21 protein-coding genes and 2 tRNA genes are annotated in these 20,418 nt (G+C 43.8%); 2 read left to right on the forward strand and 21 right to left on the reverse strand.

Features of this window, described 5'->3' with window-relative positions; all coding sequences use genetic code 11:
* Positions 1 to 331: 331 nt before the first annotated feature.
* The 16 genes from lysS to spoIIE all read right to left on the reverse strand — a co-directional run bounded on the left by lysS (position 332) and on the right by spoIIE (position 17,528).
* Positions 332 to 1,816, reverse strand: coding sequence for a lysine--tRNA ligase (gene lysS, locus AS888_RS20770; RefSeq protein WP_061144002.1), 1,485 nt, complete (start codon positions 1,814 to 1,816; stop codon positions 332 to 334).
* Between the two features lie 202 nt (positions 1,817 to 2,018).
* Complete coding sequence (dusB, locus tag AS888_RS20775) at positions 2,019 to 3,017, reverse strand: tRNA dihydrouridine synthase DusB (protein ID WP_061144003.1); 999 nt, start codon at positions 3,015 to 3,017, stop codon at positions 2,019 to 2,021.
* 23 nt (positions 3,018 to 3,040) lie between these two features.
* The gene (locus tag AS888_RS20780) at positions 3,041 to 3,253 is read right to left on the reverse strand and encodes a helix-turn-helix domain-containing protein (protein ID WP_061144004.1); all 213 of its coding nucleotides are present in this window, start codon (positions 3,251 to 3,253) and stop codon (positions 3,041 to 3,043) included.
* A complete protein-coding gene (gene folK, locus AS888_RS20785) occupies positions 3,205 to 3,732 on the reverse strand; it encodes a 2-amino-4-hydroxy-6-hydroxymethyldihydropteridine diphosphokinase (protein WP_061144005.1) in 528 nt (175 codons plus the stop codon). The genes AS888_RS20780 and folK overlap by 49 nt, the downstream gene beginning before the upstream one ends.
* Before the next feature lie 2 nt (positions 3,733 to 3,734).
* Entirely contained in the window at positions 3,735 to 4,094 is a 360-nt protein-coding gene (gene folB, locus AS888_RS20790) for a dihydroneopterin aldolase (RefSeq protein WP_061144006.1), read from the reverse strand.
* A 1-nt stretch (position 4,095) separates the two neighbouring features.
* On the reverse strand, positions 4,096 to 4,932 hold the full coding sequence (gene folP / locus AS888_RS20795) for a dihydropteroate synthase (protein WP_061144007.1): 837 nt from the start codon (positions 4,930 to 4,932) through the stop codon (positions 4,096 to 4,098).
* Between the two features lie 161 nt (positions 4,933 to 5,093).
* Positions 5,094 to 6,020 (reverse strand): cysteine synthase A, encoded by a 927-nt coding sequence (gene cysK, locus AS888_RS20800; protein WP_061144008.1) that lies wholly within the window; start codon positions 6,018 to 6,020, stop codon positions 5,094 to 5,096.
* Between the two features lie 129 nt (positions 6,021 to 6,149).
* Entirely contained in the window at positions 6,150 to 7,046 is an 897-nt protein-coding gene (locus AS888_RS20805; RefSeq protein ID WP_081092551.1) for a peptidyl-prolyl cis-trans isomerase, read from the reverse strand.
* A gap of 18 nt (positions 7,047 to 7,064) precedes the next feature.
* Positions 7,065 to 7,946 (reverse strand): Hsp33 family molecular chaperone HslO, encoded by an 882-nt coding sequence (gene hslO / locus AS888_RS20810; protein ID WP_061144010.1) that lies wholly within the window; start codon positions 7,944 to 7,946, stop codon positions 7,065 to 7,067.
* Between the two features lie 36 nt (positions 7,947 to 7,982).
* A complete protein-coding gene (locus AS888_RS20815; RefSeq protein WP_061144011.1) occupies positions 7,983 to 8,762 on the reverse strand; it encodes a type III pantothenate kinase in 780 nt (259 codons plus the stop codon).
* A gap of 170 nt (positions 8,763 to 8,932) precedes the next feature.
* Complete coding sequence (gene ftsH, locus AS888_RS20820) at positions 8,933 to 10,993, reverse strand: ATP-dependent zinc metalloprotease FtsH (RefSeq protein WP_081092548.1); 2,061 nt, start codon at positions 10,991 to 10,993, stop codon at positions 8,933 to 8,935.
* A gap of 117 nt (positions 10,994 to 11,110) precedes the next feature.
* On the reverse strand, positions 11,111 to 11,650 hold the full coding sequence (gene hpt, locus AS888_RS20825; RefSeq protein WP_061144052.1) for a hypoxanthine phosphoribosyltransferase: 540 nt from the start codon (positions 11,648 to 11,650) through the stop codon (positions 11,111 to 11,113).
* A 32-nt stretch (positions 11,651 to 11,682) separates the two neighbouring features.
* Positions 11,683 to 13,077: a tRNA lysidine(34) synthetase TilS gene (tilS, locus tag AS888_RS20830; protein WP_061144012.1), complete on the reverse strand. Its 1,395-nt coding sequence runs from the start codon at positions 13,075 to 13,077 to the stop codon at positions 11,683 to 11,685.
* A 93-nt stretch (positions 13,078 to 13,170) separates the two neighbouring features.
* On the reverse strand, positions 13,171 to 14,148 hold the full coding sequence (locus AS888_RS20835) for a protein kinase domain-containing protein (RefSeq protein WP_311316497.1): 978 nt from the start codon (positions 14,146 to 14,148) through the stop codon (positions 13,171 to 13,173).
* Positions 14,120 to 14,857 carry a VWA domain-containing protein gene (locus tag AS888_RS20840; protein WP_061144013.1) on the reverse strand — a complete coding sequence of 246 codons (738 nt, stop codon included), beginning with the start codon at positions 14,855 to 14,857 and terminating at the stop codon, positions 14,120 to 14,122. The genes AS888_RS20835 and AS888_RS20840 overlap by 29 nt, the downstream gene beginning before the upstream one ends.
* 196 nt (positions 14,858 to 15,053) lie before the next feature.
* A complete protein-coding gene (gene spoIIE / locus AS888_RS20845) occupies positions 15,054 to 17,528 on the reverse strand; it encodes a stage II sporulation protein E (protein WP_061144014.1) in 2,475 nt (824 codons plus the stop codon).
* 328 nt (positions 17,529 to 17,856) lie between these two features.
* Between spoIIE and AS888_RS20850 the strand changes: the two genes are divergently transcribed.
* Together AS888_RS20850 and AS888_RS20855 are read left to right on the forward strand one after the other, a co-directional pair.
* A tRNA-Met gene (locus tag AS888_RS20850) sits at positions 17,857 to 17,930 on the forward strand.
* A 17-nt stretch (positions 17,931 to 17,947) separates the two neighbouring features.
* Positions 17,948 to 18,019, forward strand: a tRNA-Glu gene (locus AS888_RS20855).
* Positions 18,020 to 18,193: 174 nt separating this feature from the next.
* Here the strand turns inward: AS888_RS20855 and AS888_RS20860 are convergent.
* From AS888_RS20860 to AS888_RS20880, 5 genes are all read right to left on the reverse strand, one after another.
* The gene (locus tag AS888_RS20860; RefSeq protein WP_061144015.1) at positions 18,194 to 18,652 is read right to left on the reverse strand and encodes a S1 domain-containing RNA-binding protein; all 459 of its coding nucleotides are present in this window, start codon (positions 18,650 to 18,652) and stop codon (positions 18,194 to 18,196) included.
* A gap of 80 nt (positions 18,653 to 18,732) precedes the next feature.
* A complete protein-coding gene (locus AS888_RS20865) occupies positions 18,733 to 19,119 on the reverse strand; it encodes an FtsB family cell division protein (RefSeq protein ID WP_061144016.1) in 387 nt (128 codons plus the stop codon).
* Positions 19,120 to 19,137: 18 nt separating this feature from the next.
* Positions 19,138 to 19,770, reverse strand: a complete 633-nt coding sequence (yabQ, locus tag AS888_RS20870) for a spore cortex biosynthesis protein YabQ (RefSeq protein WP_061144017.1) — start codon at positions 19,768 to 19,770, stop codon at positions 19,138 to 19,140.
* Positions 19,767 to 20,075, reverse strand: a complete 309-nt coding sequence (gene yabP / locus AS888_RS20875; protein WP_061144018.1) for a sporulation protein YabP — start codon at positions 20,073 to 20,075, stop codon at positions 19,767 to 19,769. Before yabP ends, yabQ begins: the two co-directional genes overlap by 4 nt.
* A gap of 76 nt (positions 20,076 to 20,151) precedes the next feature.
* A complete protein-coding gene (locus AS888_RS20880; protein ID WP_061144054.1) occupies positions 20,152 to 20,415 on the reverse strand; it encodes an RNA-binding S4 domain-containing protein in 264 nt (87 codons plus the stop codon).
* Between the last annotated feature and the right edge of the window lie 3 nt (positions 20,416 to 20,418).

The following is a 20,418-nucleotide window of genomic DNA, read 5'->3' on the forward strand; positions in this document are numbered from 1 at the left end:
ATCTTTCGAAACAGCTTATTTATAATACCATTTTTCATTACTACAAGTCAACAACTTTTTAAAACTTTTTTAAAGTTTGTCATTCGTTTGTAACTCGTTCGTAAGGACAGATATAAATATAACACCATTACGTTAACTGCGCAATACCTTTTATTAAGTTTTTTCGAAATAATAATGTTTTTCTTTTCACCCTGGATATCAAATCAATTAAATGATACGAAACTATAATTAAAAAACAAAAACCGAACTCATTTGCCGAAATCCACGGGCTGCACCCAATCGATTCCAGCATTCCGAATCCGGTCCTGTAATCATCGCTTCTTCTTGCTTATTAGCGGTGTCTCATTAATGGGAATAATAGAACATCACGTATGGAAGGTGAATTGGTCAATAACATAACCAGACGGTCAACACCAATTCCTAATCCGCCAGTTGGCGGCATTCCATATTCTAATGCTTCCAAGAAATCCTCGTCCATTTCATGAGCTTCGTCATTGCCTTGCTCGCGTTCTTTCAATTGAGATTCAAAACGTTGACGTTGATCAATAGGGTCATTAAGTTCCGTGAAGGCATTCGCATGCTCCCTGCCCACTATGAATAGCTCAAACCGATCGGTGAAACGGGCATCTTCCGGATTTTTCTTTGCCAATGGCGAAATTTCCACCGGATGTCCGTAAATGAAAGTAGGCTGAATCAACTTATCTTCCACTTTCTGCTCGAAGAACTCATTCACGATATGACCAAACTCCATGGAGTCCTTAATTTCGATCCCGTTCTCTTTGGCAAGCCGTTGCGCTTCTTCTTTACTCATGTGAGCCCAGAAGTCCACACCCGTATATTCCTTTACAGCATCGACCATGTGAAGTCGTTTCCACTCCGGCTTTAACTCGATCTCATATTCCCCATATTGAATGGTAGTCGTCCCCAAAACCTCTTGAGCTATATGCGCAATCAAGTTTTCCGTTAAACTCATGATATCCTTATAATCGGCATAGGCCTCGTATAACTCAATCAAAGTGAATTCCGGATTATGTCTTGTTGATACTCCTTCATTACGGAAAACCCGGCCAATCTCATAAACCTTTTCTAATCCGCCGACGATCAGTCGCTTCAGATGAAGCTCGATGGCTATCCTTAAATTCAAAGGCATATCCAAAGCGTTATGGTGAGTAAGGAAAGGACGTGCGGCAGCTCCGCCAGCAACGGAGTGCAATAGCGGCGTTTCCACTTCCAGGTACCCTTGATCATCCAAATATCGTCTCATTGCTTGCACAATACGGCTGCGCATGATCAAAGTGTTCTTACTTTCCTCATTCGTGATCAGGTCCACATAACGTTTCCGATAGCGTTCTTCCACATCCTTAAGACCATGGAATTTATCAGGTAGCGGACGAAGCGCTTTAGAAAGAAATACATAGTCATTCGCTTTAATGGAAAGCTCCCCAACCTTCGTCTTGAAAATCACGCCAGTGACCCCTACGATATCGCCAAGGTCCGTTTGATTAAAAATCTGGTAAGATTCTTCACCTATATTGTCTAAACGAACGTAGATTTGGATTTGGCCGCTAATATCCTGGATATGGGCAAATCCCGCTTTCCCTTTGCCACGCTTGGTCATGACGCGGCCAGCGATGGTAACCTCGATTTCTTTTTGCTCAAGATCTTCTTTTTCCATTTCTCCATAAGCACGAACTAAATCCTGGGCGCTATGAGTGCGCTCGAATCTGCTCCCGAAAGGATCCTGTCCGTTATCAATCATTGCCTGCATTTTATCGCGCCTTACTTGCAATTGATCATTCAATTCTTCATGACTCACGAAAATCATCTCCATCTTTATTAATAAAAGCTTTATATAATTAATCAATATTTATTTTGCATACGTATTTATTCTTACATAAAGTACAGGAATTCAACAGCTTTTTATCTTAAAAACTTCTTTATGTATATATAAAAACTGCCAGATTTACTGGCAGTTTAAGATATGCGTATTATAGGAAAACAGGAAGGCGAAGTCAACATCAGACCATTTGGATGTTCATTTCCTTCGCTTCGATTTCATCGACCATCCCATAAAGGAGTCTCACGACATCTTCTCTCGTTTCACAATCGTTGATCCCTTTACGCGCCTTGCCATTCCCTTTCACACCTTTCAGGTACCAAGAAGCATGCTTGCGCATTTCACGAACGGCGACGTACTCATTTTTCAATGCAATCAGACGATCCATGTGAAGGACACATACATCCATCTTTTCTCGAACTGTAGGTTCTTCCATCAATTGACCCGATTCCAAATACTTCACGGTCCGGTATATCATCCATGGGTTGCCTAGAGCTGCACGGCCGATCATGACCCCGTCGACTCCGGTTTCCTTCAACATGCGTTCAGCATCCTGTGGCGTTTCCACATCTCCATTCCCGATAAGGGGAATATTGATGGATTTCTTCACTTCACGAATGATGTCCCAGTTAGCTTTACCTTCATACATTTGAACCCGGGTTCTCCCATGCATGGAAACGGCTTTACCACCCGCCCGTTCAACCGCCTGGGCATTTTCAATCGCAAATACATGCTCTTCATCCCAGCCAATGCGCATTTTCACGGTTACCGGCTTGTCGACAGCATCAACCACGGCGGAAACCATCTCATAAATTTTATTCGGATCGAGAAGCCACTTCGCCCCTGCATCACATTTCGTGATTTTCGGGACCGGGCAGCCCATATTGATATCAATGATGTCGGCATTTGTATTCTTATCTACAAATTGAGCAGCTTCGACCAAGGATTTCTTTTCACCGCCAAAGATTTGCAAGCTTAACGGCTTCTCCCTTTCATCTATATAAAGCATATTCATCGTTTTGGCATTTTGAAGGACGATGCCTTTGTCACTGACCATCTCCGCACAAACCAGACCAGCGCCAAACTCCTTGACAGTCAAGCGGAATGCCGAGTTGCAGACTCCTGCCATCGGTGCCAGCACTACCGGATTCTTCATTTCTATATCGCCTATTTTTAACACGTGTGACCTCCTATAACAACCGTTCATTTATCCTCAGGTGGTTGAAGCTCCTCAATGGACACATGAAGGATATCCGCCACTTCCATTAAAAATGCTTCTGAAGGGTTGCGGTTCCCTCTTTCAACTTCACCAAGCAAGGAAACGGAAACTCCTACTTCTTTCGCAAAGCCTTCCTGTGTATAACCCTTTAACTTTCGAAAAGCGCGAATGCGCCTTCCCCATTTTTCACCTTCCATAATCGAACTCCTTCTTTATCCGGAATCTGTTCAAGCAGGTCGCTCAAAGGTGCATGCATGTGCGGAAGCCTTATATCAGGGTCCACTTCCATTAAAGGCACGATGACAAACGCCCTCTCGTGCATACGAGGGTGCGGGACCGAAAGAATCTCTGTCTCAATATTTTCATGATTATATAACAAGATGTCAAGGTCCAAAGTACGGGGACCCCACCTTATTTCCCTTTTTCTTCCTAACGTTTGCTCGATTTGCATACAAACGTGAAGCAATTCCTCGGGATGCAAGTCGGTTTCCACCTTTAGCACAGCATTTAAAAAACAGTCCTGATCGGCATATCCTACCGGATCCGTTTCATAAAAAGAAGAAGTTGCAACCAACATGATATGCGGGTTTTCAGTCAATAATTGGAAGGCCTTGCGGAAAATATCGAGTCGGTCGCCCAAGTTCGATCCAATTGAGAGGTAAGCAATATTCACCATAATCAGCGTCCTCTTACAATCTCTATAGCTACCGAGTCATAATGCCCCGCTATAGGAGGATCTGGTTTATATACCTTGACCGTGCAGCTATCAATTGAAGGATATCCGCGAAGAAGGTCGGAAGCGATCTTTTCAGCAACTGCCTCCACTAACTTAAAAGGTTTCCCTTCTACAACACCTTTACACAATTGATATAATTCGCCGTAGTTAATCGAGTCCTTTAGATCGTCACTCTTCCCCGCCTTGGCTAAATCGGTTTCGACAGTAAGGTCGACTTTAAACCGCTGACCAAGCTTCGTTTCTTCTGGGAATACTCCATGATACCCATAAAACTCCATTTTATTCACAAATATTTTATCCATTTCATTCACCTTTTCCTAAAAGCGCATCCATCATTTTTGCAGTTCGCGCCATTTCCTTTACATCATGCACCCGAACCATTTGGCAGCCCTGCTGAATTCCATGGCAGATTGTAGCGGCGGTTCCTTCCATTCGCTCACCTGGAGGCAAATCAAGAACATGCCCGATCATGGACTTTCTCGATGTTGCAAGCAGTACTGGGTAGCCTATTGCTACAAGCTTATCAAGATTCCGCATCATTTCCAAATTAAACTTCAAGTCTTTTGCAAAGCCTATACCAGGATCGAGGATGATGTTTTCTTCCTTGACGCCAGCCTGCTTTACGATCATGACGCTTTCGAATAAGTCCTCAAAGACATCGCGAACGAAATGACCATAATCCATATTATCCCTATTATGCATCAATATAATCGGCACACCAAATTCCGCTGCAACTTTTGCCATCAAGGAATCGGCTTTGCCTCCCCAAATGTCGTTTACTATATGGGCCCCTGCCTTAACAGCTTCCTTGGCCACCTTTGATTTATAGGTATCAATCGATATCGGAATTTCTATGTTCCGGGAAATTGCATCGATGATCGGAGCGACCCTTTCTATCTCCTGATCATCCGATATCCTCTCATAATTAGGACGGGTTGACTCACCGCCTATGTCGAGAATATCCGCACCGTCGTTCACCATCCGTTCCGCATGCTTCAAAGCAGCATCTACCCGATTATATTTCCCGCCATCCGAGAAAGAGTCAGGCGTAACATTCAAAATCCCCATAATTAAGGTTTTCTTGCTGTAATCCAATTCAAATGAGCCGCATGTAAGTTTTGTCGCTCCAGCTAATGACATCTAACGTTCTCCTCCGCCTATATAAATCTATATTAAGAGTTTACCCATTTACACACGCATAGTGCAAGCCAACGGCGAAGATTAGCAATGGCCCGGACCTTTTTTCTACAAAAAGAAGAGCAAAGCCCACCGGGGACTTTGCTTCTCATTAAACGAAAGTATTACTCGAAGTTATATAGCGGTGTACTTAAGTACCGTTCGCCATTACTCGGGATGATGGCCAGGACCTTTTTGCCTTTTCCCAGTTTTTCAGCAACTTTAATGGCTGCCGCAATGGCGCCTCCGGAAGAAATCCCTCCAAGGATTCCCTCCTCTTTAGCTGCACGGCGGGCATAATCGAATGATTCCTCGGTATTGACTTGAATGATTTCGTCATATAAGTCCGTATTGAGGATACTAGGTACGAAGCCCGCACCTATCCCTTGGATTTTATGCGGTCCAGGGTTCCCTCCGGATAATACAGGGGAATCCGCTGGCTCGACAGCATAAATTTTGATGTCAGGATATTTCTCACGCAGAACCTCACCCGCACCAGTGATCGTCCCCCCCGTACCGATACCGGCTACGAAAGCATCCAGGCCTTCATCACCAAAGGCTTCGACGATTTCAGGACCTGTAGTGTTGCGATGAACTTCAGGATTGGCGACATTCTCGAATTGCTGGGGAATGAAGTACCCTTTTTCCTTAGACAGCTCAGTAGCCTTAGCGATGGCACCCTTCATTCCTTCAGGTCCAGGCGTAAGGACTAACTCCGCTCCATAAGCACGAAGTAAATTGCGGCGTTCCAGACTCATCGTTTCCGGCATGACGAGGATTGATTTATAGCCCTTCGCTGCCGCTACCATCGCAAGTCCGATACCCGTGTTTCCGCTAGTAGGTTCAATGATCGTGTCACCTGGCTTAAGGGTGCCATTTTTTTCTGCGGCCTCGATCATCGCAAGGGCGATGCGATCTTTTACACTGCTGCCTGGGTTAAAGTACTCAAGTTTCAAATAGATATCTGCACTGTTTTCAGGTTGAAGCTTGTTCAGCTTCACGATAGGTGTTTGCCCAATCAAATCGATTACAGAATTAGCTATACGTGCCATTTTCTCCACTCCTCATCATTTCAATACCGAGTATTTTTGTAGGTTTTATTATTTTAAAGTTACCAGTTTCATTAGTTCGTTGTCAATGATTATCTATTATATTCTAAATTTTCTTACACATCCAATGAACTACTTTTGTTCCTTCAATCCATAAAACCATTCCACATCAAATTCATCCCAGAAAATCTTTCCGGATACCGGTGCCTGAATCTGTTCAAGAGCTATTTGGCGATGTATCTTATCTTTAACTTCATCGTATTCATACTGCTTGCCTTTAATTTTTTCGTGCAGATAGAGAACGGCCCAGCCATCTTCCGTCTTGACCGCCTCACTCCACTTATTGACTTGTAATTTTTCTGCCACTTCAATGTATTCCTTAGGGACCTGCTCGTTATCCTGTGATATATACCCCATGTCGCCCCCCTGATTGGCCGTGAATTCATCCAGGGATTTTTCCATCGCCAAAACCTCAAAGGAGACACCTTTAGCCAATTCACGCCTGATTTTTTCAGCTTGCTTTTTCGTAGACGTGGTAATGTGGGATATATGATACGTGGTGGGAATCCGATAGATGTCCTTATTATCATCATAATACTTCTCCATGACGGCCCCGGAGACAGAGACGTCCTTGGTGAGCAGCTTTTCAAGCAGGAGGCTCGACTGAACTTCCTTGCTCAATTGATCGGTGCTTTTATTAAGAGTCTGACCTGCAGCTCCATACATCGTCTTCATCATTTTAAGTTCCCGGTCAACCTCTTTATTCGAAATTTTCACTTTGTATTTTTCTGCTGCCTGTTTCACGACCTCTTTATCCACCATTTCCTCAAGTACGTCTTCTCCATATCTCTTTTCGAGCTCATTAATCCATGCTTCCCGGGAAATATCCTTGGATCCAACCCTGGCGGCTGTCTCCTCTCCTATTACGGATTTAGAAGTGATTAATGGTTTTATGACAAAGATAATGATAGTCAAAAGGTTCAGCACGGCAAGGCCGGCAATGATCGCCCGAAGCTTTTGTTTAGGCAAGACCTTTTCCTCCGTCAATTATTTTTCTGTTTCTGCTTCCAGTTCTTCAAGATCTTCTTTCGAGAATTGGTAGGTTTCATTGCAAAAATGGCATTGCGCCTCCGCTTTTCCTTCTGTCTCGATAATATCCCGAATTTCATCTTTCCCAAGGCTGATCAATGCATTGGCAATTCTCTCCCTTGAGCATTGGCAGGAGAATTCGACATCCATTTTTTCTAAAATGTTCACATTGCCTTCACCCAAAATTTCCGTTAGGATTTCTTCCGGCGTCAAGCCTCTTTGAATCATTTTCGAGACAGGGTCGATTGTGCTCAGGCGACTCTCGATTTTGGAGATCGTTTCATCGGATGTTCCAGGCAGCAATTGAATGATGAATCCACCCGCAGCTAGGATCGAATTATCCGGATTCACCAAAACACCAACACCCACTGAAGAAGGCACTTGTTCGGACGTGGCAAAATAGTAAGTGAAATCCTCGCCTAATTCCCCTGAAACAAGCGGAACTTGTCCTGAAAAGTGATCACGCAGGCCAATATCCTTCACGACGGTCATCAGCCCTTCCGTACCCACCGCTTTCCTGACATCAAGCTTTCCGTGTTCGTTCAAATCAAAATGAGTTTGGGGGTGCGTTACATATCCGCGAACTTCTCCCTTTGCATTGCTATCGACCAGGATCGACCCGATCGGACCTCCGCCCTCAATTTTAATCGTCAGTTTTTCTTCACCTTTCAACATGCCGCCCATCATCACGCCGGCCGTCATTGCACGTCCGAGGGCTGCCGAGGCAGTAGGCCATGTATAATGGCGTCTTTGTGCCTCTCCTACAGTATCCGTTGTTGAAACAGCATATGCACGAACTTGACCTTCATAGCCTAACGCTTTCACTAGATAATCCTTCATTTATAGTGCTCCTTCCATGTTGTGCACACATATTCTTTATTTCTTCACTTGCTCACGATTGCGTTTATAGATGAGCTGTAACCCCTTCAAGGTCAAAAATGGTTCAACGACATCAATCACGGTAGACTCATTGGCAATCAAGGTCGCCAATCCGCCCGTAGCGATTACTGTCGGTTCAAGATTACTTTGCTCCTTTATTCGGTTGACGATTCCTTCGACCTGTCCAACATATCCATATAATATCCCAGCCTGCATGGCCGATACGGTATTCTTCCCAATGATGCCGTCTGGCCGGCTGATTTCTATCCTCGGAAGCTTGGCAGCTTTTGAATAAAGCGCCTCTGTAGATATGTTAATGCCAGGGGCGATGGCTCCGCCCATGTATTGTTTATCCTCATTTATATAGCAATATGTCGTTGCCGTGCCAAAATCCACGATGATGAGCGGACTTCCGTACTCCTGTATGCCTGCAACGGCATTCACGATCCGGTCTGCACCCACTTCACGGGGATTTTCATATTTAATATTCAATCCAGTTTTGATTCCCGGTCCCACTATTAGCGGTTTTATGCCAAAGTACTTCTTGCACATGCGTTCCAGCGCAAACATGATTGGCGGAACTACCGAAGAGATTATGATTCCGTCAAATTGGTCAAACGAAAGGCCTTCATGTTGCAGCAAAGACTTTATGACCATTCCATATTCATCTTCCGTCTTATGGCGGCTAGTCTCGATTCGCCAATGATATTTTAAAATATCTTCATCGTATACGCCCAATACTATATTCGTATTTCCAACATCCAATACAAAAATCATCGTTTCATCACTCCGGTAAATTATTCTCCAACATCATACCACACTGGTTTTTCATACGCTATTAGTCTCACTTTTCGAAAGCCAATAAAACTCCAGGCCCGTTCCTTTACGTTTTAATGGTTAAGAAAAGGGTATTTCCGAGGCGGAAATACCCTTTTCTGTTAGTCGAATTAAGACTTTTTATTGTCATCTTCGTTAGGGAAGGAAAGCGGCTTATCTTGAGGGGCCCCTTCATTAATCGGAGGTGTATTAAGCCCTTCCTCCGTTATTTCAAGGTCCTCAGGTCCCCTTTTATCCAATGGATCCAAAAGGGCCTCTTTTTCTTCCTTTTTCGTATTGATGTTCACCTTGACATTCTCATCAGTGGTCAAATTGCCATTCAGAGCGGTATAATCCCGGTCTGGCAATTTTCCATTGTGGAATAAACTTCTGATTTGTTCTGCATCGAGTGTTTCCACTTCAAGCAAGGTTTTAGCAACCAAATCAAGTTTTTCACGATTTTCAGTAAGGATTTTCTTACATCTTTCGTACGCTTCCCTGATGATGCGTTGAATTTCAAGATCGATTTCATAGGCTATGGCATCTGAATAATTTTGATCATTATTGAAATCGCGGCCTAGGAAAACCTGACCTTGGGAGTTACCGAACTGAAGCGGTCCAAGTTTGCTCATGCCATATTCCATGACCATGCTGCGAGCTATGCCCGTTGCACGTTGGAAGTCATTATGCGCCCCAGTACTCACTTCTCCGAATGTTACTTCCTCGGATACACGTCCACCCAACAGTCCGACGATTTTATCTTTCAATTCCGGCTCCGTCATGAAGAAACGATCTTCTTTTGGAAGCATCACTGCATAACCGCCAGCTTGACCACGAGGGACAATCGTAACCTTATGAACGACTTCGGCATCATCCAGAACCAGACCGATGATGGTATGGCCCGCTTCATGCCATGCTACAATATTCCGTTCCTTCTTGGAAATGACACGGTTTTTCTTGGCAGGTCCGGCAATGACGCGATCCGAAGCTTCATCCAGATCCGACATGTCAATCTTCTTCTTATCTTGACGGGCAGCCACAAGTGCCGCTTCATTAAGCAAGTTTTCAAGATCGGCACCAGAAAATCCTGGTGTACGCTGGGCAATCGCCTTCAAATCGACGGTTTCCGCCAAAGGTTTATTGCGAGCATGCACCTTCAGCACTTCTTCACGGCCTTTGACATCCGGGCGGCCAACCGTAATTTGACGGTCAAAACGACCTGGACGCAATAATGCCGGATCCAATACATCAGCACGGTTAGTCGCAGCTATGATGATGATGCCCTCATTGCCGCCGAATCCATCCATTTCAACGAGCAATTGGTTCAGCGTTTGTTCACGTTCATCATGTCCGCCACCAAGGCCTGCGCCACGCTGACGTCCGACTGCATCAATTTCATCGATGAAGATGATACATGGTGCATTTTTCTTAGCATTCTCGAATAAATCACGAACACGGGATGCACCGACACCCACGAACATCTCAACGAAATCTGAACCGCTGATCGAGAAGAAAGGAGTTCCTGCTTCACCGGCCACTGCCCGTGCAAGTAATGTTTTACCTGTACCAGGAGGCCCCACTAATAGTACCCCTTTAGGAATGCGGGCTCCTAGCTCGGCGAATTTGCGAGGGTCTTTCAAGAATTCGACGACCTCGACAAGTTCCTGCTTTTCTTCGTCCGCTCCGGCAACATCATTGAAGCGTACCTTTTTCTTATCATCATTATACAATTTCGCCTTACTTTTCCCGAAATTCATGACACGGCCGCCACCGCCGCCTTGAGCTTGGTTAAGTAAAAAGAAGAAGAGGATAAAAATGATTACAAATGGAATGATGGAAGTGAAAAATGTCACCCAGCCACTTGTCTTTTCTGGAGGCTCGACAGTGATGATGTCTTTATCCAGCTTGTTTGCAGCGTCATTGATCCGGCTTTGCGAATATTCACTGAATGGCACGTAAGTCACGAAGTTCTTGTTATCATCATAACCTTTGAGCTTACCAGTGATTTCAAAGACACTGCTTTCGGGCTGCATCGTAAGTGATGTAACGTCCCCACTCTCCAAATGCTTATAGAATTCATCTTGGGTCATTTTTACGTTTGGTTCATTGTTATTATTAAAGATGCTTACAATCCCAATGATGACCAAAAAGATCAGTAAATAAAATATCGTATTACGGAAGATCCGATTCATCCCTTACCTCCTCCCACGGGTAAACAAACTATAGTAAATACTATCATACAAAATTAAAGAATTACAATAATTTAACACCGCTGTTTTAATCTGGTCTTTTCTTTCAAACAGGTACAATCAATTCGAGTAAATTTCAGGCTTCAATATGCCAATATACGGGAGATTGCGATATTTTTCGGCAAAATCCAGACCGTATCCGACAACGAATGCATCAGGAACGATAAATCCGGCATAATCGGGAGTGATATCCGCTTTCCGGCCTGTCGGTTTATCCAATAAGGTGACGATTTTAATCGATTTTGCTTTTCTATAGCGGAACAGTTCCGCAAGATAGCTAAGTGTTAAACCGCTGTCGATAATATCTTCGATGATTAAGATGTCACGGCCTTCCACTGATGTATCTAGATCCTTGATGATTTTCACTTCACCGGAAGATACAGTTGAGTTACCATAGCTTGAAACATCCATGAAATCCATTTCAAGATGTGTATCAACACGCTTCAGCAAGTCAGACATAAATGGCATCGCGCCTTTCAACACCCCGATGGCCAACGGGAACTTGCCTTGGTAATCAGCTTCTAGCTGTGCACCCAGTTCCTTGATTTTCGTTTGAAGTTCTTCCTCTGTGATTAACACTTTTTCAATGTCGTTTTGCATGGTCATTGTAATTGATTGCCCCCCATGAAGAATTAAGCTTTTTTATATTCTAAGTAGATTAAAGATGTTTCATCAGAAAACATTTCCGGCTCAACATCCGATTTCTTTAAACCGGGCAGCCAGATGGCCTTCCCCGCTTGATCGATGATGACCGGCCACACATTTCTTTCCTGCATCGGGATTTTTTCATTAATGAAAATATCCTTCAACTTTTTAGTGCCGCCCAATCCCTTGACTGCCATCCGTTCGCCTTCCTTCCTTGTTCGGACGGTAAGCGGAAGCCGAACAGCGGATTCGGGAAGTATAAAAGAATGGTTTCCACTGACTGTCGGAATTTCTTCTTTTATATAGTGCGCTTTAATCTTATATCCATTCGGAAGAATAGTCTCACCGGGAATTTGTAATATAAGGGAATATCCTTGGCTTTTTGGGCGAAAAAATCGAAAGGTGCAAGTTTGATATGATTTTTCCGCAATCAAGCCCTCCGGAAGATGCAATTCTGCAGATGGTTGAGGATTAAAAAACAAAACTAAAAGTTGATCAATATGTAATGCTGAAAGCGATGAAGGTCTCTCCAAATAAAGATAGTTTAATATTAGTTGAATCGCTCTTCTTTGTAAAGGTTTAGGCATCGCGAGGACCTCATCAATCTTAATAACCGCTTGATTTTCATCCTGCTTGATCCAAACCTCGGACATTTTACCTGAAACGAGGTTCTGCAAAAATGCCTCATCTTCATAAAGCTCTTCACTGAAACGCTGGAAGTGCTCATGAACTTTTCCATTTTCCTGCTTTAAAAACGGAAGGACTTCGTGCCTAAAGCGGTTCCTTACATAGGTATCTTGATCATTGCTCGGGTCGAACCTCGGTTCAATCCCATGAAGATCGGCATACTCCATGATTTGCGACTTCGTGATTTCAAGTAAAGGCCTGATCAGCTGGCCGGAGTGAAAGCGCCGCTTCATAGGGATGCCTGCCCGCGCCTGCCCCGTCGCCCCCCTTGTTAAACGCATGAGCATCGTTTCGATTTGATCGTCTCCATGATGCCCCAGCACGAGTGTATCGGCCTGGTGCTTATCCATCACTTCTTCATAGAAAGCAAAGCGTAACTTCCTTGACGTTATTTGGGAGCTTTCCCCTGTATGCTTCATCCCGGCAGGAACATCGATCCTTTTCCCTTCAAAGGCGATGCCCCATCGTGCGCATATTCGCTCGACATACCGATAATCCTCATATGATTCTTCTCCACGGAACATATGGTCAACACTTGCAACGATCATCCCGTATTGAAAAAGCGGTTGGATTTCCTTCAGGATATGGAGAAGCACCATCGAGTCCGGTCCCCCGGAAACACCTATGACCAATTTCGTCTTTTCCTGGATCAATTCATTTCTATAGATAGTGTCGAGAATTTTTTCCTTTAACATACAATCTTCCTTCTTTATGGACAGGTAATAGTTAATACGGTTCAAAACATGAAATGGTACCAACTATTTCATGATATTCATTAATTAACTATATCATAACAACTGTTCATATATGTAAAGAACATAGAGCATCGATATGATCGCAACAAGTAAAAAAGTCTCAAACAGTCCTCCCCGCTTCTTGTTGGAATGGTTTTGGGACCTTCTTGCCTGCCTTGTCGCAGGCTTGCTTGCCGCCGCCTGGACGGTCCCCGTTTTCTTCTGGTGGCTTTGCTTACTCAACACAGCAACTAAATCCTCCCTCATTTGAAGCGCTGAATCGTACTTCCCGTGCAGCGCTTTATCCAGCATTTTTCTATAGGGGAGCAGTTCCTTTTTCTGCTTAATCAAGTCGTTTAGCTGACTATACCCCTCCCCTTTCTTATGGAAACGTCCCGGGTAGGCTGAATTGATGATGATCATCGCCACAGCGAACAAGTCATATTGCGGATCGGCCTTCCTCGAACCAAGCCCCCAGTAACCTCTATCAAAGAACTCCGTGAATTCCTTGACTGAACGGCCGATCAGGGTCGTTCCCCCTACATCGACGCAGCGCACCTTATAGGCGGGAGAAGTCACGATCAAATTCTCGGGCTTTAAATCACCGAACACCCATCCATTTGCATGCAGGGCCGATAAACTCGTTAACAGCTGAAGCATCAAGACACCGATCCACGATGCTCCCTTTTTTTCGATAAAACGCAAAAAATCGTGTCCATGGATATATTCCATGACATAAAAGGGGAGCTGCTTTCCTGATTTGATGAAATCGTCCGCTTCCAAAAAGGAAGGTCCAAGGGTAGACCCCTGGACCTTTGAAAAGGATTTTAGGATATTCATCTCCGATATAATGGACGTCCCATTATCACTGAGCTTTAGAGCATAATGACGATTTCCGTTTTCCACCAAATAGACGATGCCGTTGGCGCCACACCCCAATTCCTTCAAGATTTTGTACTGGTTTTTATTCCATTTCCCAATGACGGAACTTCCAGGCAGGAGTTTACATTGATTCCTCAAAGTATTGTTCATCATCATGTGATAACAATCCCCTCAATGAACGTTTTTTATTGAAATAGGTCAACGCTTCGCGAATGGCCGGACCTGTCGGAGTGAGTCCGCCCGTACTGAGCTTAGGAAAGGTTGCCGTCAGGGCTTCAAGGTTGGGGGTCCAATCCAGCAACTTTTCTACATCCTTTCTTTTCCCAGGAAATACGAATACGGAAAAACGGCTGTCACCCATTCTTGCGTTCATACTGAGGGAAAGGTCCAATAAAGAATCTTTTACGGTAGGAAGCTTATGTTTCATGCTTGCGCTGGTATCTACAAGGATCAACACTTCAAGCTTGCTTGTTTCCCCAAGCTCGTCGACCACCTCCATCACTTCGCCTCGTTTTTCCGGGGGGAGATCCTCCATCGTGCTTGAATCTCCCAGTATTTGTTGAAGTTCACGATTGATTACTCCCTGTATGGTTTGAGTCATTGCCTTTTGGGTGACCATTTGCACGGTTTGGGACAGCTGCTGGGCATAGACGATTTGGCTTACACCGCCTCCCGAGCCGGCAATCTTCTCGATTTCCTTCAGTCCCTTTTCATCTATCACATCATTTTCCATGACGCCTATGACATTGATGGTTATGCCTTGCTCCCTTGCTAGTTCAGCCATGGCAGATGGCTCCTCACCATGATTCGAACATCCGTCGGTAATAAGCAAAATCTGTCTTAATGTTCCTGCTTTCATGTTTTGCTCTCCCTTCTTTTCAATCTGTTACCATAATTGACTAAAAAAAGGGAATTTATACGCAAGCGGCATACGCAATCAAGTCACATTAACAAGAGTCTCGGGAATTTCCTTTGGCGTTCAACCTTTTTACCTTTTACCCGTCCACCATTCCATCACCTCATTCATGAATTCGTATATTTTTTATATAAATGTCCTACTGGGCCTTTTTGTTTTTCGAGGAAACGGGAATGGAAGCCCATTTCGGCGTATTATGTTTTATTTTTGAAGTTACCACTGTCATATCATCATCTATGATCCCTTTCGTCCGGATGACTTCTTCCAATATTAAATCGGAAATTTCCTGTGGATCGTCCGTCTCCATTTCCTTGATTTTTCGTTTGAGCCAGAACTCGATATTTTCCACATGTGACGGTCCATCGAACACCCCATCGCTCATCATGATCAATATGTCTCCCGCCTTCAATTCTTCCGATACAACATCAACATCAAAATCCTGGATGATTCCCATCGGAAGGTTACTCGATTCAATTTTTATGATTCTATCCCCCCTTTTTATGAAGCTCGGTATCGAACAGATTTTCAAAAACTTAGCCTTTGCGTCCTGAAGATCAATCATTGCTAAATCAAGAGTTGAAAATATTTCATCGGTAGTGCGTAGTGATAAAACGGAGTTTACGGATTTAATGGCTATTTTTTCTTCTATTCCCGATTGTAAGAATTTTTGCAGCAGCTTCAATGTTTCCGTGCTTTCAAAATGGGCCCTTTCCCCATTTCCCATGCCATCACTGATGGCTATCGCAAATTTACCGCAGCCGATTTCCATCGTCGTATAACTATCTCCTGATACAAGCCCTCCCCCCTTGGCAGCGTGAGCCACACCCGTTTCGACCGTGAATTTTTTTGCTGACCTAAATATCACCTCACATTGCCCGTTTGGATATGTTGCACATTCTTCTGAATGAACGACGATCGTTTCTCCCAATATGTCCGAAAGCATCGGCGCGATCAGTTTTTCACATTCGCCCCTGCCCTGGCAGTATGGGACACTCATCTCTATATCCACGTTGCCTTGCTCCAGGCTGTATATTTCAACATAACCGATATGCAGGCCAAAATCCTGAATGGCCTCCATAATGGATTCCTCATGTAAATGGTGGTTTTTCCTTTCCCTTTGAATTTCTTTTGCGAAATCATCCATCACTGCAGAAACGCCGCGCAGCTGGTCCGCCACTAGTTTCCTGCTTTCCTTCACCTGCCTTTTCAGTTTTTGGTTTGCCTCGAAGTAGGTGAGCTCCTGGGCTATAGCCCCGATGACCTGAGGCCCGCGAGTACAGTATTTCCCCCATTCCTTCGCAGTTTTTTGCGGGATTTGTCCATTATTTTCACTTAATTGAAGCATGATTTCCTGCATGCCGTCATAGGTTGTATTAAAGTTTTTGGCCCAGCATTGTTCCTTTTTAAAACAGAGCTGGCATGTCTTTTCCGTCACATTACTTAAAAAATAATCGAATTCCTTCTCATCTTCCTCCAATCTCCCCCTTTCATCCACTTGGGAGAAGCTATTCGAGAGCGCCTCGAATACATGTGAGAACTGCTCAACCCTTTGAGCGGTAACATCCCTCACCTTGCGGGCATACTGCTGTTGTTCATCGGAATTCTCAACAGTTCCCGGTATATGCTTCGCTATTTTGTTGATGATCGATGATGGCGTCAATATAAATAACGCAACGGCAACAAGTGATTCATAAAGTGTGACCATTATATTATTGGTGCCCTCGCCATATAGACCTATCAGTAGTGTGGCGATCAAGAGGCCGCTAGCGACCCCTATTTTCCGTCCCTCCTTCAACAGCCCCCCAAGCAGGCCGGAAAAAGCAAGCAGGCTCATTTGATAAAGGCTGGAAATACTTGCAAGGGAAAATATCAGTCCGGTTACTACACCTACAGTGGAGCCTATGGCGGCCCCTCCTGCCAGCCCGAAGAGAAGTACCAAGTATCGCGAGAATATATGGTCGAGTGATAGATCATATATCATCCAGCCAATCGTTCCGGTCATCACCGACGCAAGCAAGATGATGATACTGACGATTTCCTCCGTCTTCAATGATTGGGATCTTGTCCGGATCGTCAGCAGCGGAATCGACTGGATGAAGATCAAGGTCAATATCATGGCAAGTCCCGCCTCCACCCCTATCATCATAAGGTCGTACAGCTGAATCGTTCGGAACACCAGATATTGCTCGGCCAGGTTGACCAGGAACATTGAAGCGAATACGTACATCGACATCGTCTTGAATTGTCCTTCGACGGCGGGCTTCTTGATCTTATGAAAAAGCAGGAGCAGGAACGCCGACGCGAATATGATTAAACTATTGGAATAGTGAACGGTGAGCCCCCCTGCAATCAATCCGAATAATGCCAGCGGAGCCCTGTCACGTCTCATAAGGAATACGGCTGCGAAAAACGGAAGTCCAAATGGTGCCAGTTGCGAGAGGATTAATGCTCGTCCTAATAAAAAACCGATAATGGCTAAAGAAATGCCTTTCTTTATGAATATATCCTCCGATTTCATTTGCAGCTGCTGGATCCAATTGATGGCCCCTGCCTTCGCTTCTTTTAATTGAACATCTCCAAGAGGTTCCAACATTGGTCTTTCTACTTTTTCCATTTCAACACCCCATTCGTATTAGTGATTTTTATTATAAAGAGGCGATTGTCATTTTTTTGTCAGAATTTTAAAAGCGTATTGGAAAAACGTTCGACGAAATTCTTCTTGAACAATCATTTGTATACAGGTTTTTGTCCGGTTTTTCCCAATACAGAAACGGGCGTTCCTTTTTTTTTGAAGAAAAGCAAAGTTTTTAGGTTATTTTTGCGGAAAATAACATGAATAAATCATCAGGAAAATGGAAATAGATAATCTTTATTTTTTTTGTTGACATTCTTTGCTCACGAATGTAAGATATAACTTGTGCTTCAGTAGCACTTACCATTATGGCGGCGTAGCTCAGCTGGCTAGAGCGTACGGTTCATACCCGTGAGGTCGGGGGTTCGATCCCCTCTGCCGCTATCCTTACTTTTTTTCCTGGCCCGTTGGTCAAGCGGTTAAGACACCGCCCTTTCACGGCGGTAACACGGGTTCGAATCCCGTACGGGTCATCCCAAAAAACAAGAAAAAGCGCTTCTGCACACTAGTGTACAGGAGCGCTTTTTTTGGCGTGATTCATGGAAACTTAGATACAATTAAAAGAAGACAAGCAAGCTGCCTGCCTTTATCTACACTATGAAAGTATTCACAGGAAAAGTTGCTAATCTATTATTTCAGCAGCAGTTTTATCCGCGTCTTCCTCCTCGACCTCCCCGTTTGGTTTCGGTGCTACGTTTGAGGGTCGTTAAGCGGTCTTCGCTATCTTTTAAGAATTTTGCCATTTTTTGCTCAAAGTTTTCCTTTGGCTGAAAACTGTTACCTTTTGAGCGGAAGTCTTTGGAACGGCTGTCATTCCCTCTTCCTTGGCGCGGACGTGGTGTGTATGCAGGTTTTTGCTCTCCTTCAGGACGGTCTATCGCTTTTTTTATGGACAAGCCAATCTTGCCATCTTTTTCCACATTGATGACTTTCACCTCAACTGTATCGCCCACTTTTAAATGGTCATTGATATCCTTGACATAATTATCAGCCACTTCACTGATATGGACAAGACCAGTGGAACCTTGAGGGAGCTCTACAAATGCACCAAAATTAGTAATGCCTGTTACTTTACCTTGTAACTTGCTGCCTACTTCGATTGACATAAAAAAAATGTTCCTCCTTAGAAATGTTAAAAAATCTCTTCATACTATATTATAACGAAAGTAAAAAAACAGTGTCAATATTAGTCACTATCTTCCTTACCTTTTGGAAGCGTAAAAAGGATCTCGCCATTGTCCGATAGGAAATAATCCCGTCTGGCTATTTTCGCAATATAATCGTCATCATTAAGTTTGACGATTTCTTCCTTAAGAAGGGTTTCGTCTTTTTCCAATTTAGCCAGCTTAACTTGCATTTCCTTCTTCTGTTGAACTTTCTCATCAAGTGCAGCATTTTGCGTAACGAGGGTGGTAACAGCCAAAATTAAAAAGAGAGCCGCAAAAACTGAATAAAGAGTTAGTCTACGCATTAGACCGCGCCTCTTTTTTTCTACTGTTTGTACTTTTTTCTCTTGTTGGGCGACGTAGGCATTTTCTATTTTTGCCACTTTCCTTTTACGAAGGCTACTCATATTTTATCACTCCTCTCATCATTTCTTTTTATTTCTCCATCCATTGAGCGTTCTACTTATAGAATTCTTTATTTTCAATAAAATCCCTTTTCCTTTATTATAAAACTTCCCGACGTTTTTCGTAACAAAAACCGGCAATAAATTCCACATATAGGTCAACATCCATTTTATTGGCTTCCAGAATACATTTAAAATAAAGAGAACGATTTTCCCTGCCCATTTCAATAATGCGAAGGCGAATTTGCCTAGCCCCATCACGATGGCTATTATGGATACTATTACCCATTTTATCGGAAGAAATATCAGCATGTGAACAGAATTGGTGATAAATCTTGCCAACTTTATCACCAGATGTATCAATAACTCCAACAACCGCTGATAGAACCCTTTGAACAATGCTTGATATGCAGCGAAACCGCAAAATAAGGCCAAAAATAAATAGAAGCGAAACTCTCCCTCGTTCACTAAAAATAAAACATAAAAGATAAGCAGACCTTGAATGATCCAGAAAAGGAAATCGTGGATGAACACAATCCACCTTTTCCTCTCGGAACGCTTTAGAAACCGGCTATACGTATCCAGGGCAGCTCCAAAACCACTGCCCATGCCAATCATCGCTAGCAACGTATAAAATTGGATCGTTAAGGTCATTTGAACAATTTGCCAAAGAAGCCTTTAGCCTTCTCCCCTGATTGCTCATCCAGATAAACAAGGTCGAAAATCTTCCCTTTAATGGATACGATGCCTTTATCAACGTCCAAATTCTTCATTTGCAGGTTTTGCCCCCGTATCGATAGGAATCCCATTGACGTTTCGAGCAGGAACTCTTCATTATCAAAGCTTTCCACTTGCTTGACACCGGTAATTTCCAGTAAACGGCGGCCTTTCATCGTTACATCATGCTCTTGGATCGTTCCCTTTGTATAACCAGCATTCGGTTCAATAAATTGGCTCATTTTTTCATCCCTCACAGTACCACTGATTTTGTACAAGTGTATGTCCGTAAGAAGGGAAATAGAACCAAGCTTGTCCTTACTCCTCTGCCAGCTTTTCTTCCTTAACGATCGTATACATTTCTGCTGCCGCATCTTTTTTCGTCGTTTCCTGGATTTTATCGACTCGTACCGTCACCAGCTTTTGACCGAAACGTACAGTCAATTCGTCGCCATCCTTCACATTCGAGCTCGCTTTTGCCTGTTGCCCGTTAATCGTGATCCGCCCTTTGTCCGCAACTTCCTTCGCAAGTGTGCGGCGCTTGATCAACCTTGATACTTTCAGGAATTTATCCAATCTCATCGA

The sequence above is a fragment of the Peribacillus simplex genome, from assembly GCF_001542915.1.
Lineage (GTDB): Bacteria > Bacillota > Bacilli > Bacillales > DSM-1321 > Peribacillus > Peribacillus simplex_B.

Bases quoted from the DNA above. Each gene is read 5' to 3' on its own strand.
- AS888_RS20780 (WP_061144004.1), bottom strand. From the start codon at position 3,253: ATGGAAGGTGAAAAATGGGGAAGGCGCATTCGCGCTTTTCGAAAGTTA.
- folK (WP_061144005.1), bottom strand. From the start codon at position 3,732: ATGGTGAATATTGCTTACCTCTCAATTGGATCGAACTTGGGCGACCGA.
- folB (WP_061144006.1), bottom strand. From the start codon at position 4,094: ATGGATAAAATATTTGTGAATAAAATGGAGTTTTATGGGTATCATGGA.
- folP (WP_061144007.1), bottom strand. From the start codon at position 4,932: ATGTCATTAGCTGGAGCGACAAAACTTACATGCGGCTCATTTGAATTG.
- cysK (WP_061144008.1), bottom strand. From the start codon at position 6,020: ATGGCACGTATAGCTAATTCTGTAATCGATTTGATTGGGCAAACACCT.
- hslO (WP_061144010.1), bottom strand. From the start codon at position 7,946: ATGAAGGATTATCTAGTGAAAGCGTTAGGCTATGAAGGTCAAGTTCGT.
- AS888_RS20815 (WP_061144011.1), bottom strand. From the start codon at position 8,762: ATGATTTTTGTATTGGATGTTGGAAATACGAATATAGTATTGGGCGTA.
- ftsH (WP_081092548.1), bottom strand. From the start codon at position 10,993: ATGAATCGGATCTTCCGTAATACGATATTTTATTTACTGATCTTTTTG.
- hpt (WP_061144052.1), bottom strand. From the start codon at position 11,650: ATGCAAAACGACATTGAAAAAGTGTTAATCACAGAGGAAGAACTTCAA.
- tilS (WP_061144012.1), bottom strand. From the start codon at position 13,077: ATGTTAAAGGAAAAAATTCTCGACACTATCTATAGAAATGAATTGATC.
- AS888_RS20835 (WP_311316497.1), bottom strand. From the start codon at position 14,148: ATGAACAATACTTTGAGGAATCAATGTAAACTCCTGCCTGGAAGTTCC.
- AS888_RS20840 (WP_061144013.1), bottom strand. From the start codon at position 14,857: ATGAAAGCAGGAACATTAAGACAGATTTTGCTTATTACCGACGGATGT.
- spoIIE (WP_061144014.1), bottom strand. From the start codon at position 17,528: ATGGAAAAAGTAGAAAGACCAATGTTGGAACCTCTTGGAGATGTTCAA.
- AS888_RS20860 (WP_061144015.1), bottom strand. From the start codon at position 18,652: ATGTCAATCGAAGTAGGCAGCAAGTTACAAGGTAAAGTAACAGGCATT.
- AS888_RS20865 (WP_061144016.1), bottom strand. From the start codon at position 19,119: ATGAGTAGCCTTCGTAAAAGGAAAGTGGCAAAAATAGAAAATGCCTAC.
- yabQ (WP_061144017.1), bottom strand. From the start codon at position 19,770: ATGACCTTAACGATCCAATTTTATACGTTGCTAGCGATGATTGGCATG.
- yabP (WP_061144018.1), bottom strand. From the start codon at position 20,075: ATGAGCCAATTTATTGAACCGAATGCTGGTTATACAAAGGGAACGATC.
- AS888_RS20880 (WP_061144054.1), bottom strand. From the start codon at position 20,415: ATGAGATTGGATAAATTCCTGAAAGTATCAAGGTTGATCAAGCGCCGC.